At 49.7% G+C, this 14,434-nt stretch carries 13 protein-coding genes; all 13 read right to left on the bottom strand.

The genetic code is table 11. The features are described from left to right. Positions 1-652: 652 nt before the first annotated feature. Positions 653-931: a TMEM165/GDT1 family protein gene (locus ACN0IC_RS03935; protein ID WP_416877457.1), complete on the bottom strand. Its 279-nt coding sequence runs from the start codon at positions 929-931 to the stop codon at positions 653-655. A 57-nt stretch (positions 932-988) separates the two neighbouring features. After that, positions 989-1,636: a class I SAM-dependent methyltransferase gene (locus tag ACN0IC_RS03930; RefSeq protein ID WP_416877456.1), complete on the bottom strand. Its 648-nt coding sequence runs from the start codon at positions 1,634-1,636 to the stop codon at positions 989-991. Between the two features lie 17 nt (positions 1,637-1,653). Next, positions 1,654-3,681, bottom strand: coding sequence for a heavy metal translocating P-type ATPase (locus ACN0IC_RS03925; protein ID WP_416877455.1), 2,028 nt, complete (start codon positions 3,679-3,681; stop codon positions 1,654-1,656). Positions 3,682-3,740: 59 nt separating this feature from the next. Beyond that, positions 3,741-6,863: an efflux RND transporter permease subunit gene (locus ACN0IC_RS03920; RefSeq protein WP_416877454.1), complete on the bottom strand. Its 3,123-nt coding sequence runs from the start codon at positions 6,861-6,863 to the stop codon at positions 3,741-3,743. 11 nt (positions 6,864-6,874) lie between these two features. Continuing rightward, positions 6,875-8,140, bottom strand: a complete 1,266-nt coding sequence (locus ACN0IC_RS03915; protein WP_416877453.1) for an efflux RND transporter periplasmic adaptor subunit — start codon at positions 8,138-8,140, stop codon at positions 6,875-6,877. Next, complete coding sequence (locus ACN0IC_RS03910) at positions 8,141-9,427, bottom strand: TolC family protein (RefSeq protein ID WP_416877452.1); 1,287 nt, start codon at positions 9,425-9,427, stop codon at positions 8,141-8,143. It lies immediately after the preceding gene. Between the two features lie 67 nt (positions 9,428-9,494). Then, the gene (locus ACN0IC_RS03905; protein WP_416877451.1) at positions 9,495-9,851 is read right to left on the bottom strand and encodes a hypothetical protein; all 357 of its coding nucleotides are present in this window, start codon (positions 9,849-9,851) and stop codon (positions 9,495-9,497) included. 146 nt (positions 9,852-9,997) lie between these two features. Beyond that, the gene (locus tag ACN0IC_RS03900; protein ID WP_416877450.1) at positions 9,998-10,225 is read right to left on the bottom strand and encodes a hypothetical protein; all 228 of its coding nucleotides are present in this window, start codon (positions 10,223-10,225) and stop codon (positions 9,998-10,000) included. Between the two features lies 1 nt (position 10,226). Further along, the gene (locus ACN0IC_RS03895; protein ID WP_416877627.1) at positions 10,227-10,511 is read right to left on the bottom strand and encodes an efflux RND transporter permease subunit; all 285 of its coding nucleotides are present in this window, start codon (positions 10,509-10,511) and stop codon (positions 10,227-10,229) included. A 255-nt stretch (positions 10,512-10,766) separates the two neighbouring features. Continuing rightward, positions 10,767-11,972 (bottom strand): permease, encoded by a 1,206-nt coding sequence (locus tag ACN0IC_RS03890; RefSeq protein ID WP_416877449.1) that lies wholly within the window; start codon positions 11,970-11,972, stop codon positions 10,767-10,769. A gap of 7 nt (positions 11,973-11,979) precedes the next feature. After that, the gene (locus ACN0IC_RS03885; RefSeq protein ID WP_416877448.1) at positions 11,980-12,762 is read right to left on the bottom strand and encodes a MauE/DoxX family redox-associated membrane protein; all 783 of its coding nucleotides are present in this window, start codon (positions 12,760-12,762) and stop codon (positions 11,980-11,982) included. A gap of 22 nt (positions 12,763-12,784) precedes the next feature. Next, the gene (locus ACN0IC_RS03880) at positions 12,785-13,318 is read right to left on the bottom strand and encodes a DUF305 domain-containing protein (protein WP_416877447.1); all 534 of its coding nucleotides are present in this window, start codon (positions 13,316-13,318) and stop codon (positions 12,785-12,787) included. A 57-nt stretch (positions 13,319-13,375) separates the two neighbouring features. Beyond that, the gene (locus tag ACN0IC_RS03875) at positions 13,376-14,434 is read right to left on the bottom strand and encodes an acyltransferase family protein (RefSeq protein ID WP_416877446.1); all 1,059 of its coding nucleotides are present in this window, start codon (positions 14,432-14,434) and stop codon (positions 13,376-13,378) included.

Genomic DNA, 14,434 nt, shown 5'->3' with positions numbered 1-14,434 from the left:
GCTATAGTCTCGCTATGGGCAAGTGTATGCGCCGTTGAGACCAACGTTCCCGACACCATGAAGATGACGCAAAATATTGATGTCCAAACTAGACGCATAGGCGCCTATAGTTTGCCTTTGGCTCTAAGTAAATAGGAAATCATGGGTTGTCGGCGACATTACCGATTTGATTAATCCTGAAAGGATTGAGGATTTAAAAGCACTCAAGGCGCAGACGACTTAATTCAAGTCCCCCCCGAACCTATCTCAAATGATCCCACGCCCCCGCCGCTACTCACTTATTGAGTTCCTTGTAAAGGAACTCATGATCGCGTTTACCTTTGCGACAATATTTAGGCCTATTGAGATTGCACACTGGACATCGGAATTAATCCGCGACACCGCTGCAACGCGTCTTAACTATTGGAATAAGACCGACCATTTTAAAAACATAGTTTGGAAGGCTATTGTCGAGACTGATTATCAGATAACAAATTTACACCTTTAGGAGTTAGGGTCCGGGCACCAAGGACTGATATTATCATCAAACACAGAGAAGCCTTGGCCTCATTACTTTTACAAAGAAAAGCTAAGTCAGATTCACGGGCTGTCACATGTGACTATTGAAGTTAGGATTGACCCTATACATAAACTAGATAATTCAGCATAATTTTTATGAGACTTGAAAATACCCTATGATCATAAATAGTCCAATGAGGACGAAACCTATTCCGGCCAGTAGGTTTAGAGGTAAAACCGCTAAATATTTTTCTGCTGCTGCCCCCAATAGCACTGCTATCGCCGATGATGCCATAAGTGCAATCGACGCCGCAGAAAAAACCACCCATCTATTAGATGTTCCGTCAGAAGAAAACAATACGGTGGCTAACTGGGTTTTATCTCCAACTTCCGCTAAAAACACGGTCAGAAAAACAGTAAGAAATGCAGACATATATGCCTCCTTTAATAGTTAATTCGGGTAAGAAGTTTCTAATTTAATATTAGGGATTCATATCTGCTTTTGCATCAAGCACGTATAAGCAGAACCAAATAATAAGGTTTTAAATTCAAGAGTCTCTAGATGCCGCTCCGCTGCGACCCAAGGCTTTAAGTTTTTATAGTCTCGGCTGACGCCAAAGGGTTTATTCATTCTAACCCCGATGTCTATGAGCCACGCCGGCCAAATTTCAGGGTATTTCAAACCGAGTAGTCCAAAGCGCCCCGCTGAGGGCAAGGCGTCAGTAATATTTTCAATAACAGCGTCATATTCCGGGACCATCTCAAGGCCAAAGGTGGATATGACTGCGCTGACCCCGGTGGGTATTTTAAAGTTTTCTACACTCTCCGCGACAAGATCCACAGACGTTAAAATATCGGGTTTTAATTGATTTCTGGCCCGAGCGAGCACTTGTTCGGATACATCCACTCCGATAATTTTTCCAGCAGGCCCGACTGCTTTCGCAAGATGAATGAAATTGAATCCTGTGCCGCAACACAAATCTACAACTGTTTCGCCTGCCCGCAGGTTCAAGCTAGCAACAAGCTCTTTTCGCTTTCGGTCCATTCCCAATAATTTATAAGGCAGCCAGAGCTTATCATAACTGCATGCAATCCTATTGTATAAATCACGGGTTTGTTCTGGCCTCAAAATACTCATGAAATCCCTCCAAATGTTTAGTTTGAGGTAATTTTTTGAGGCCGGTTTTCGCTATATCCCAGCAAGCGTAACGCATTAAAAACGACAAGCAAAGTGGAGCCCTCGTGGATCAGGACAGCCGGACCAATTCCGAGGCCAAACAACGTCGCGGGTATCAAGAATGCAACAATACCGAGGCTCGCCCAGAGATTTTGTCGGATAATGCGGCTCGTTTTACGGCTTAAACCAACCGCGAATGGTAGTGTTTCAAGGTCGTCCGCCATAAGGGCGATATCAGCCGTTTCAAGCGCGACATCCGATCCAGCTGCGCCCATGGCGATTCCAACGGTCGCATTGGCCATAGCGGGGGCATCGTTTACTCCGTCACCAACCATTGCAACACCGCCCTTTACTTTTAAGGACTTTATTTTTGTTACTTTATCCTCGGGCATGAGGTCTCCGAAGGCTTGATCCAGACCGACCTCTCTAGCGACAGCATCCGCCACATTTTGATTATCACCCGAAATCATCATCATACGAGTGACGCCAATATCACGAAGGTGGACAATTACGTTCTTGGCGGCCTCACGAGGCGTGTCCATCAAGCCGATCACTCCGAGATAGCGCTCGCCGCAACGGACTATCATGGTTGTGCGCCCATCCGAAGACATTCTGTCCACGGTGTCCGCCAAGTCCTCTGGCACAGAATTACCTTCCACTTCAGCAAACAATTCCATTTTACCAATATGAACCTGTTGTCCTTTATACAGGGCTGATACGCCTCGTCCTGTTATACTTGCGAAATCGGAAGCACCGTCTGGAGTGGTTCCGAGGCGAGCTTTCCCATCACGCACGACTGCCTCTGCCAAGGGGTGATCACTCAGGGCCTCAACGGCGGCGCTGACCGTTAGCAGGGTATCTTCATCTACGTCTTTATAAGGAACAATTTCAACAAGACGGGGTTCGCCTTCTGTTAAGGTTCCGGTTTTATCAAAGGCGATGGCGTCCAGACGGCCAAGAGATTCTAACGGAGCGCCGCCTTTGATCAATACGCCGCCGCGTGCTGCGCGGGCCACTCCGGACAAGATTGCGCTCGGGGTTGCGATAGCGAGAGCGCAAGGGCTAGCAGCGACGAGCACGGCCATTGCCCGGTAGAAACTCTCCGAGGCAGTTTCATCTAAAACAATAAACGCCAAAGACGACAGAACCGCCAGTAAAATGACGCAAGGGACAAATATGCGTTCAAACTTTTTTGTGAAACTCTGTGTGGGGGACTGTCTGGTCTCCGCTTCACTCACTAGAGTTACGACACGGGCAAGCGTCGTTTCACTCGCGAGTTTTGTAACCTGAATATCCAGACTGCCTGAACCATTGATCGAACCCGCAAAGACGCGCGTCTCAGATTTCAAATCGTCTGGTTTTGCCGCGGCGGCTTCCGTGTCTTCCACGGGTCTCTTATCGACGGGCGCGCTTTCACCCGTTATTGGCGCTTGGTTCACGGCACTAGCGCCAGAGACGACAAACCCATCAGCTGGCAGACGTTCATTAGAGCGCACCACAACGATATCGCCAATGACAAGGTCTTGAATGGAGATTGTTTCGGTTTTTTCACCACGCCGAACGAGCGCGTCATCCGGAGTCAAATCGGAGAGCGCTGAAATCGCATTTCGCGCTCGGGTCATAGCAAAATGCTCTAACGCATGGCCAATCGCAAAAAGAAATAGAAGGAACGCCCCTTCGGCCCATTCCCCGAGAAAAGCGGCTCCGGCAGCTGCGACCAACATCAGAAAATCGATCTGGAATTTGCCCTCCAATAATTTTTCTACTGCCTCCCGCAGCGCAAAATACCCCCCAAAGACATAGGCTGCGACCAAAAATACAAATCCTATCGACGTCGACAGCAAATTTAGTTTTGGACCAAGCCATCCAATCAAAAGACAAACGCCCGCCAAGACGGCAAAAATCACTTCCGCGCGAGACCCTAGAATCCTGGTAACGATATCACCATGATTATGATCGTTCCCATCAGAACCATGATCTTTCTCTTTGTGTGTTTTTTCTATCATTTTCATCTCCGTAGCATTGGAACACAGGCGGGCCGTTCCCGCCTGTGTGACGCTTCTATTCAGGCCGTTTTCGGGTCACGCTCATGACTCGCCTCAACTAGTGAATGATGACCTCCCGGCCTCGGTGCAAACCAGCGGTGCAAGGCCGGCATAACAAGCAAGGTCAACAGGGTGGACGACACGAGGCCGCCTGTGACGACCGTGGCTAGGGGCCGCTGAACTTCAGCGCCTACACCGGTTGCAAATAGAAGCGGCGCCAAACCGAGCGCCGTCGTAAGGGCGGTCATCAAAACCGGGCGGGCTCTGAGTCCGGCAGCTTCGATAGCCAATTGGTCCTTATCCCGTCCTTCACGAGCGAAATCGTCCATGAAGCTCACCAGTACCATCCCATTTCCAAGGGCAATACCAAATAAAGCGATGAAGCCGACGGTCGCCGGAACGGAGACTGGCAGTCCCGTTATCCAAAGCGCCAGAGCGCCGCCTGTCAGGGCAAGCGGGATGTTGAGCAGGATCAAAATAGCCGACTTTACTCGCCCGAAGGTCATCAACAAAATAAGAAAGACAATACCTAGAGTAATCGGAATCACCACTTTAAACCGGGCGTTGGCTTGTTGCTGAAGCTCAAACTGGCCACCCCAAACCACTCGGTAACCAGGCGGCAAATCAAGATTAGATTCCGTCACCCCTTGGGCTTCGGTCACGAAAGAGCCGATATCGCGACCCCGTACATTTGACTGCACCGTGATAAATCTTTCTCCGTCCTCGCGCGTAATCTGGCGCGGACCAATCACAGTTTCAATATTTGCAACAGTCGCAAGCGGAACTCGGGCGCCGGAAGGCGATTCAAGAACGACGCGGCTAATTGCTTCCGGCGTGTCACGGTTTTCGGCGTGAAAACGCACAACTATCGGAAATTGCCTTACACCTTCAAATAAAGAGCCGGCTTCAGCCCCGCCCACTGAAGCGCGCAAAGCGTCTAATGCATCCTCGACGTCTAAACCGTATCGCCCCAAGGCGGCGCGATCCATCGTCACTACGAGCTGCGGCGCCCCCGTGATTTGATCGGCCTGCACTTCTGCAGCGCCTTCGACCTGTTGTAAAAGGGCTTGCAACTCTTGAGATTTTTCGAGGAGCACATCGGAGTCCGGGCCAAAGATTTTTACGGCGAGTTCAGCTCGTGTTCCCGTCAGCAATTCGTCAACTGACATAGCAATGGGCTGCCCGATATTTACAACAATTCCCGGAAATGTTTCGAGGTTTTCAGAAATCGCCGTCCTTAAATCTTCTGCCGACATACCGTCTCGCCACTCTGATTTCGGGTTAAGTTCAACAAACGCTTCGGCACTATTGGTCGGATCCGCATGCGCCCCGACTTCACCACGACCAACTCGGGTCACGATTGATTTCACCTCGGGGAAAGCTTCGAGAAGCCTTTTCTCAATACGGGTTGTTGTTTTGGAAGCTTCCGTCAAAGAAATTGACGGAGCCATCGTCACGCGCAACAAAATATCGCCTTCTTCAAGAGCGGGCGTAAATTCGGATCCTAATCGTGAGCCGGCAAGTCCGCCAATGAAAAGAAGAAGAACTGCGAGTCCAATTGCCGCAAATCTCCGGCGCACGAAAAAAGAGGCGGCTTGGCTGACATAACGAGCAACCCAACCGGGGTTAGCTTCCCCTCTTTTTTTATCCTTGCGCATCAGCGCATTCGCAAGGGACGGAGCGATCAAGGCCGCATAGAAGAGTGAACCGGTCATCGCCAAGGCGGCCGAAGCTGCAAGTGGCCTGAAGGTTTTCCCTTCAACGCCCTGAAGAGAAAAAAGCGGTAAGAACACGACAATCACAACCGCGACGGCGGCAATAAGTGGCGCGATAACTTCTGCTGTTGACCGCGCAACGACATCGCGTTGATTCTCGGTCGCCTTGCTTTCGCGTAAGCCGCGATCCACATTTTCGGAAATGACAATCGCACCGTCCACCATCATCCCGATTGCGATTGCAACGCCCCCTAATGACATGAGGTTCGCCCCGATGCCGAGCATATTCATCGCGATAAACGCAAATCCGACAGAAAAGGGTATGGATAGGACGACGACGACACTGGGCCGCCAACCGCCAAGAAAGACGAAAACAACGAGAGCAACTAAAACAGCCCCTTGCCATAAGGCGGTTGTAACAGTTGCAGAGGCTTTGTTCACGAGTGTGCCTTGGTCATAATAAGGTACAGCCGTGACCCCTTCCGGCAGACTGGTATTGATTTCATCAAAGCGGGTTTGGACCCGTTTAATGACATCAGAAGTATTCGTGCCGAAGAGTTTCAGCGTCAGGCCAGCGACGACCTCGCCTTCGCCATTTGCTGTAGCAAGACCTTGACGCACGCCCCCTCCGACAACGACTTCTCCGAGGTCACGAACGCGAACCGGACGGCCATCCGCAGTTTTGACTACGATTTCCGCCAAATCTTCAACGGAGCGCGCCAAGCCAACGCCTCTTACTGTATATTGCTCTGCACCGAGCTCCAGGAATTGGGCCCCTTCGGTTTTATTTCCGCGTTCCAGCGCGGTCATGACATCACCGATTTGAATATTGTATGACAATAAAGCATCCGGGTCGAGACGCACCTGATACTGCTTTTCGTATCCGCCCAGAGACAAAACCTCCGTGACTCCCGGAACGGTTTGAAGCTGATACTTTATTATCCAGTCCTGAATTTCGCGCATTTCAACAAGGCTGCGCGATCCGGTTTCATCTTCTAATCGGAAGTAAAGAATAATTCCAAGTCCGGTTGAAATAGGGCCCATTTTCGGATTCCCGAAACCGTCGGGGATATTTCCGCTGGCTTCGGCGAGGCGTTCTCCCACGACCTGACGCGCAAAATAGACATCCGTCCCATCTTCGAAATAAATATTTACGACCGAAAGCCCAAAATTTGAAACGGATCGCATGTTTTTGAGTTTGGGCAGACCTGACATCGCGGTCTCAATTGGATAGGTAACATAGCGTTCGACCTCTTCGGGAGCGAGCCCTTCAGTTTCTGTAAAAACCTGAACCAGAGAAGGCGTCACATCTGGAAACGCATCGACGGGGAGCGCGCGAAACGCCCAAATTCCACCAAGGGTCATGGCGAGTGCCGCAATGGCCGCCAATAAGCGCCCCCCGGCAATTCTGTGCATAAAATTAAACATAGTGATCTGTCCTAGTGGCCATGGCCATCGCCGAAGGCGTCTTTTTCAAGTTGAGCTTTAAGGGTGAAAGCGCCTTCGGAGACAAACGCCTCTCCGACACTCAATCCCGAGCGTATTTCGATGTAACCGCCGGATTTTGTCCCGGTCATAACGGCGCGCGGAGCGTAACCTCCTTCCATCGGAAGAAAAACGGATGGCTTATCTTCCACAAGTTGCACGGCCGCATCAGGTATGCGGATGACGGCTTCAGAGGCGCCTACACTTAAATCTGCTGTAACAAATTGGCCGGGCCGCAACGTGCCCTGAGGATTTTCGACGATAACGCGCGCCGTTGCCGTACGCGATGTTTCATCGATAACTGGCAGGACAAATGCCACAGTTGATTGCGCAATTGTGTCTCCTGCATCCGTTTTAAATGCGACAGGGGCTCCGAGGCGGATGCGAGAAATGTCTTGCTTATAAACCGCAATATCGGCCCAAACGACGCTATCATCTACAACTGTAAACAAAGGGTCTGCCCCGGCATCTCCAGCGGAAACAGTCTCACCTAGCGTCACTGTTCGCCGAACAATTGTTCCGGCTATCGGAGCGGTAAGATAGGCGTTGGCATTGTCGCCGTCCGCTGCCCCCGCGATGTTTTTGAGAGCGCTGTGACTAACCCCGGCTGCGTGAAGCTCGTTTTCAGCTGCGTCTCTTGCCGCTTTAGCAGCTTGAAGGTTTGCGCGAGCCGTTTGCAAATCGGCTTCAGATGTAATCTTTTTTGCAAATAAACTTTCTTCTCGCGCATATGCCTGTTCTGTCAGAGATAATTGGGTTTCGGCTTTTTGCCAGCTTGCCATGAGACCCGCCAGTTCGCGACTGCGGATCAAAGCGAGCGTTTCGCCTTTTTTCACTTGATCTCCCTCACTGGCATAGAGCCGTGAGATAATGCCACTGACTTTTGGAGATAGTTTAGCTACGCGATCGGCGTCGAATCGAATTTCGGCAGGTAAGCTCAATGATTGACCAATCTCGCCTCTTTCTGCTTTAGACAGTTTGATTCCGGCCTCTTGTGCGGCCCTTGAGCTGAGTCTGACGATATCGCTACGAATACTGTTCCCATCTACAGCCTCTTCGTGGGAAACCTTTTCTATATCTTTATCCGCTTCGCGTGCTTCATGAGAAGCATCGGATATCTGAGAGTTTGTTTCGACCGGCGTATTGGTCTCTCCTCCGCATCCCGTGAGCAGGAAAGCAAACGTTAGGATAGCCGTTGTGAGTGTGAGTGACTGTTTCATTTATAAGTCTCCGTCAAAGGGGGCGGCGCCAATCAGGCTGTTCAGGCGCATTATGTCAGCATTGAATGTTCGGCGAGCGTCGATGACGGAAACGCCCGCATTGAGCAGACTTTTTCTCGCATCGAGTGTAGTCGTAAGATTGAAACGACCCGCCGAATAACCGGTCAGCGACGCTTCATAAGCGGAGCGGGCCGCTGGCAGAGCTTCTTTTTCCAAAAGGTCTAAACGGGCTTGTGAGGCACGTAATTGAGACATAGCGGCCTGTTGCTGCGACCGCAGTCGAGCTTTTGTCGCCACGACATTTATGCGGGCGGAGTCGGCTCTATAACCGGCAGCCCGTGCCGCATCTCTGTTCCGGTCAAAGATCGGAAGCGGAACGCTGAACCCCAGAAGCAGCGCATTATCGCCACTTTCTTCAAATCTCCGCAGGCCAGCGCTCACCGTTAAGTCTGGCATTCCGACCGATCGAGCCGCTTCCTGTTGCAACGCTCTGGCGTCCGTATCCGCCCGGGCCACTGCCAAAGCCGGATGTGAGTTGAGATCCCCAACCGCACCAAGTGTGTTTAAAGTGTAAATAGCCTTATCTGTCGGAGGCGTGAAAACAGGTTCATCACTTCCCCATAACGCCGCAAGGTCATATTTCGTCTGTTCTACATTTGCGCGCGCCCTCAAGGCCGCCGCCTTTACGGAAGCCTGTTCGGCCTGGACGCGTGATAGTTCTGGCGGCGCGGCCGCGCCAGCGTCCACTCGTTTGGAAACCGTCTCTGTCAGTTGTGCCGACAAGTCAGCAGACTCCTGCGCGTAGACTGCGAGCTCCTGAGCCGCTTTGAGCTCGAAAAACAGCAGCGAAGCTTGAAGAAGTGTTTCCCGGAGAATGGCCTTGCATTCTGCTGAGGATAGAGCGGCCTCTGCGCGGGCCGCACGTTCCCGTTTGGCGCGCTTGCCGCCGAGTTCAAAAGTTTGCTCGAGACTTAGTGTCGTCTCGACCTTATCAAACCCGTTCAAGGGTCCTGATCCAGAGAAGTTTTCCACCTCCAATCCAATGGAGGGGTTCAACATTTTCCCCGCTTGATCCGCTTCCGCCTGACGGGCTCTTGTCTCAAGCGCAGCGCGGCGCACTTCTGGAGAAGCGGCGCGTATTTGTTCAAACGCTCCCGCAAGGGTTAAAGGGGCATCCGCGTCGAGCAGGCGCGTATCAATCGGTCCGTCGCACGGAGCCGCGATTGCTGCGCCCGAAAAGGCAGCCGCAATCAGGACGCCACAGGCGCCCTTCCTGAAATTTTTCATTGATAAGTTTTCCTCGTTTAAATCTAAAGACTTGAAGCCATGCGTGCAGCAGGCTTTTGACTAAAGATTAGGCACGAGGTGGCCGGAAGAGACCGTGAGGGCCTTGATCTGAAGGGGAATTATAGGATCTAAAGTCGTAATTAAATTGACCGTGCAAACCCGCTTCTAAAACAGCCATTTGAATCGGCGTCGCATGGAAATGACAGCTTCCGCAGCTGTGAGCATGATGATCGTGAGGCGCTTTTGATGGTCTATTAGGTTTCTCACTGGAATCAACATCCACGAATTCGCCTGTCTCTTGACACACAACCTCAGCGGCTTCTTCAGGATGGATATCCGGCGTGATGGTTCCCATGCCCATAATTACGGCCAAGCTAAGTGTCAGCCATAGTTTAGAAGAATATATGACATTTAGAATAGCCATCAGATTTATATAGCACCTAAAGCGTCCGGGGCGTCAATACTAGATTGCAGAGTTAATCGCACAACTAGTATATGCTCAGACTTTTTGGTTTCTAATTTATCAATTGTCCACAGAGGCATAACCTTTGATTCGAGGCTGTATTTAGTTCATTTTCTTTTGTTGAAAAACAATATTTTAATGAAAGCTGCAATTCCAAGAGCTAAAAACAATAAAATCAAAAGCATCATAATCATTCCCATAGGGCCCATCATCATGCCCCCTTCCATCATCATTGAGTTGTCATCTTGCATTGTCTGCGCGAAGGATTGAGAGGCCGCGCCGAGCGTGCCCAAAGCCAATGCCATTCCTGTCGTTTTCCGTTTAAAGTTTTTCATTTTAGTCTCCTTGTTTAAGTAATTTTAGGTTAGGTTTTTTTTTAATTTCAACTTTCCCCCTTTGCTTCCTTAAAGGTGACCGCGCAGCCCATATAAAATACAGAGCTGGGATCACGATGAGTGTCAGAACCGTTGTTGTGATCATGCCGCCGACCATAGGCGCCGCAATACGGCGCATGACCTCTGACCCCGTTCCATGACCACACATATACGGCGCAAATCTTGCCAAGATAACGGAGGTTGTCATGGCAATAGGTCTAAGCCCACGCAGCGCCCCATGTCTAATTTTTTCTGCAATTTATCCCCTACTCGGATCTCGACTGAGCAAAGGAGGAATCATCTGTCGCACCCGCTGGCCTCCCTCCTCTTGTAACGACAGCGTCGCATTATGGACCGACGCTGAAAAGGCGTTGAACACAGCAGAACCAGTCCGCTTTCTAACTATAAAATTTAAGCAGGAAGGCCTCTTGTTTCTAATCAAAGGGAATACTTAGGCAGATCATAAAAACAGGTAAAGTTTTCCTAGCGGAAGACAGTTAACTCACAAGAATATCGGAACCATTATGCCTCCACCTAGCCAAAAGAAGGCTAAAATTGCGAAGACAAATAATATTTTCTCACTGAGACGATGATCACCACCAAATGAAAACCCCGCTGTTTTCCATTTCCAAATGAGGAAGATAGCGCTGAGGAAGACGAAGGCAACGTTGAAGAATAGCGTATAATCAATCTTGAAAAACTCACGTTCCGTCACCTGTTTTGCGGCGCTACTGTCTGGCAAGAACCCTGTCGCTGCAAAACCGTAATGCATAAGCAAAGCGGTCGCGACGAGGATAACAAAAAATACGCCCAAAATATAGAACGCCATTTTCCAACCATAATACTTCGCTTGAATTCGAAGAACCGGAAAAACTACGAGATCAGAAAAAATGAAGGCTATAACGCCTGCAAAGCTTACACCATTTCCAAATAACACCGCTGCAAGCGGAATATTGCCCATAGACCCAATAAACGTAAAAAAGGCGGCAATTGGACCGACTATAGTCTGCGCCAGAATATGCCAAAATGTGAGGTCTTCGCTACCCGACCCGATGAATAAAGTTTGAAAGAAGGACTGCGGTACAAAGACGGCGATGATACCCGCCACTGTGAATCCGATGGTCACGTCTTTCCAGACCATTTTCCATTCCATGACGTAGCGATTGGCCACCCTTTGCCATCCGGTTTTGCTTGAAATTAGTTTTTTCCAATCGGGAATGTCGGCGTCTGAGTCTCCCTCTTCCTGCTCCTGCGCTGTTTTGCGGGCCTTTTCAATTAATTTCGTTGATTTGGTGAGGCGCACAAGAAACCACATGAACAAGATTAAAATAATCCCGCCGAGATATTCTCCCACCACGAACTGCCATCCCAGAAAGACAGCAATAACGATACCAAGCTCAACGACCAGATTTGTCGAAGCGAGCAGAAAGGCGAGAGATGGAATAAGGCCGGCCCCTTTTGTAAAAAGAGATCGGGTAGTTGATAAAGCAGAGAACGAGCAGGAACTGGAAATAAAACCGAAGAATGTGCCGAGCCCGACACTTTTAGGGCCCGGTTCGCCCATGCTCTGCTTCATGCGTTCTTTGGTAACAAAAGTCTGGATCATCGCCGAGATGACATAGCCCAGACCAAAAGCCCAGAAGGCCATCCAGAACAAGCCCAAGCTTGTCAGGGTGGCTTCGTTCCAAGTCTCTAAGAAGTCTGTCATACGAGCTTTAGATTAGAGCCTTCACAATCATCCAAACACCCATACCCATCATGGCGAGGTTTTCGGAGAGGGAGATAAACCCAAGCGGCACATTGGCCCCGCCGCCAACACAGGCACATTTCAGGTCGCGCTTGTCAATATAGACGGCTTTTATGACCGAGACCGCGCCTATCGTGCCGATAAACAGGGCGACTGGGGCCGCAATCAAGCCAAAGATACCCCCTGCGACCATTAAAACGGCCGCGAACGCCTCCCCGAAGGGATACGCATAGGCGTATCGAACCCTTCGCTGGGCCAGTATATCGTAACCCAAAAACATATTGGCAAAGGACTCCAGATCTCGCAGTTTCAACATGGCGAGCATGCCCATGCTAAATGCAATGAACCACTCCAAGGAACGCAAGGTCAGAATATTGCCGAGAGTTGCCCAACTTGCCGCCATGGCCAAGAGGGCCGACACGGCAAACACGACTAAAACAGGCGTATAGGTTTTCTTGTCCGGATCTTTTTTCTCGAAACCAAAATAGTCTCGGAGGTCATCAAAACCGCCAATACGCTCTCCCCCGATAAAGGTCTGCGGGGTTGTTTTCACGTTATGCTTTTCTTTAAAGGCATCCGTTTCTTCGCGCGTTTCCAGCCAATGATCTTCGACCTCATAGCCTTTGCGTTTGAGTAAATCGATTGTCTTAAGACCGAAGGGGCAAATATGTTTCTCCATTACCATCCGGTAAACCACGGCTTTCTTACCATGAGCCGTGTCTTTCACGGCGAATTCTTCTGCAATACTCATATTTGTCTCCTATTCCACCGAATTAAGGTGTACCTTCATAGTCTGGCACGGGACGTGTTTCGGCTTCCGCCTCTGTTGCTGCCTTGCCATTCTTTTTGATATCCTCAATGAGCCATTCCATTTCTTTAATCTCTCTGCGCTGCGCTTTGATAATACTGTCAGCAAGCTCGCGAACGCGCACATCATCAATTTCTGCTCTTTCGCTAGTTAAAATGGCAATAGAGTGATGAGGTATCATTGCGCTCATCCAAGAGCGGTCTTGAACCGTCGTTTGACTCCGAAGGAGTAGCAAGGAACCGCCAAAAATAACGAGGCTGCCCAAGAAAATTGCGAGATTGGCTTTCTTGTTTTTGTACATCCCCAACATAAAGCCGAGCATGATAATCGCCATGGTTGCCCCCATATAGAGCGCCATGTAAGTGCGGGTTTCTGAATATCTGACGTGGCTGAATTCATAACTATTCAAATACATCAAACCAAACATGACGACGGTTGACGTCCCGATCATCGCCGCAAACCTTCTATAGCTTGCTGACATTGTTTTTGAATTTTCCATTCGCTTCTCTCCTTTTTAAATAGGCTCTTTGGGGGTTGGTTCCAAATTAGCTGCTGGTCATACAGAAATACTATCCGCACGTTTTGACGGTTTAAGTTTGAGGGCCGGCTTCTCTATCAAATGCCAAGACGCGGCTGAAAGTGCGAGAAACAGTGGGATTGAAAATAGAGCAAGCGGGGCCGGCCCAAAGTCAGGGTGAAGAAATAATACGGCCTGCATCGCCGGGTAATGCCAGATATATATTCCGTAGGAATAATCCGGGAGTTTGAGCAACGGTTTATATTTTCTGTCTGATAAACCCAGGCGCAAAATGAGGCCTGTCAAAGCTAGATTAGCCAAAAGCTCTCCGCCAAACTTATCGCCGAAGAGTAAGAAAGTGCCTATCAGAACAATAACCAATATCCAGTGCGGACGCCTTGCTTCTGCAAATTGCCATAAGCACATTCCCATTAAAAAGGCGCTGGATAAACGTAGAAGAGGCAACATACCGCTCGGTAGTGCTTCGAAATTTATCACAAACGGCAATCCCAGATACGCGCTCTGAACAATCAAAAAGGCAATCAAGGTCAGAGCCCGACTTTTCAAAAGACCAATAGAAAATCCGATAGCCGCCAATATGTAAGCCACGATCTCAAAGCGAATTGTCCAAAGCGGTCCATTAAAATCTGCTTCGAGATTATCGGCGAAGACCCCTCCGGGAGCCCATGCAGGGTCACCCAAGAGTAAAACCCGCAATACATACTGCCAGTTATCCGCAGATCCAATAGCCTCAACTCCACCGGGTTTTGAAAACATTGTCCCGAATATGAATAAAAAGGCCAGTAACAAGACAATGAGCGCAGGGTATATTCGCAAGATACGCGATGCGAAATAAACCTTGAGATCACTACGTAAATCGAGACTTTTTGCGATTAAAAGGCCGCTTAAAACAAAAAAGCCGTTTACTGCCATATAGCCACCTGTCCATTGGTGGATACGCACTGGTTCATAAGCTTCAGTCAGTAGAAAAATATGACCCAGCGCCACGAGCCCTGCCAATACCCACCTAACAGCGGTAAGGTGGTTTGCTCCCATTAACGGATCCGCAGGAACATTATAGGGTGTTGTAGCAACCAC

The sequence above is a fragment of the Litorimonas sp. genome, from assembly GCA_029936425.1.
In the GTDB taxonomy this organism is placed as follows: Bacteria; Pseudomonadota; Alphaproteobacteria; order Caulobacterales; family Maricaulaceae; genus Litorimonas.
The sequence above is the reverse complement of the archived record's forward strand: the minus strand, read 5'-3'. Positions and strand labels throughout refer to the sequence as shown.

Coding starts and splice junctions, on each gene's coding strand:
- ACN0IC_RS03935 (WP_416877457.1), bottom strand. CDS start 931: ATGTCTGCATTTCTTACTGTTTTTCTGACCGTGTTTTTAGCGGAAGTT.
- ACN0IC_RS03885 (WP_416877448.1), bottom strand. CDS start 12,762: ATGAGTATTGCAGAAGAATTCGCCGTGAAAGACACGGCTCATGGTAAG.
- ACN0IC_RS03930 (WP_416877456.1), bottom strand. CDS start 1,636: ATGAGTATTTTGAGGCCAGAACAAACCCGTGATTTATACAATAGGATT.
- ACN0IC_RS03880 (WP_416877447.1), bottom strand. CDS start 13,318: ATGGAAAATTCAAAAACAATGTCAGCAAGCTATAGAAGGTTTGCGGCG.
- ACN0IC_RS03920 (WP_416877454.1), bottom strand. CDS start 6,863: ATGTTTAATTTTATGCACAGAATTGCCGGGGGGCGCTTATTGGCGGCC.
- ACN0IC_RS03900 (WP_416877450.1), bottom strand. CDS start 10,225: ATGAAAAACTTTAAACGGAAAACGACAGGAATGGCATTGGCTTTGGGC.
- ACN0IC_RS03925 (WP_416877455.1), bottom strand. CDS start 3,681: ATGATAGAAAAAACACACAAAGAGAAAGATCATGGTTCTGATGGGAAC.
- ACN0IC_RS03910 (WP_416877452.1), bottom strand. CDS start 9,427: ATGAAAAATTTCAGGAAGGGCGCCTGTGGCGTCCTGATTGCGGCTGCC.
- ACN0IC_RS03915 (WP_416877453.1), bottom strand. CDS start 8,140: ATGAAACAGTCACTCACACTCACAACGGCTATCCTAACGTTTGCTTTC.
- ACN0IC_RS03890 (WP_416877449.1), bottom strand. CDS start 11,972: ATGACAGACTTCTTAGAGACTTGGAACGAAGCCACCCTGACAAGCTTG.
- ACN0IC_RS03905 (WP_416877451.1), bottom strand. CDS start 9,851: ATGGCTATTCTAAATGTCATATATTCTTCTAAACTATGGCTGACACTT.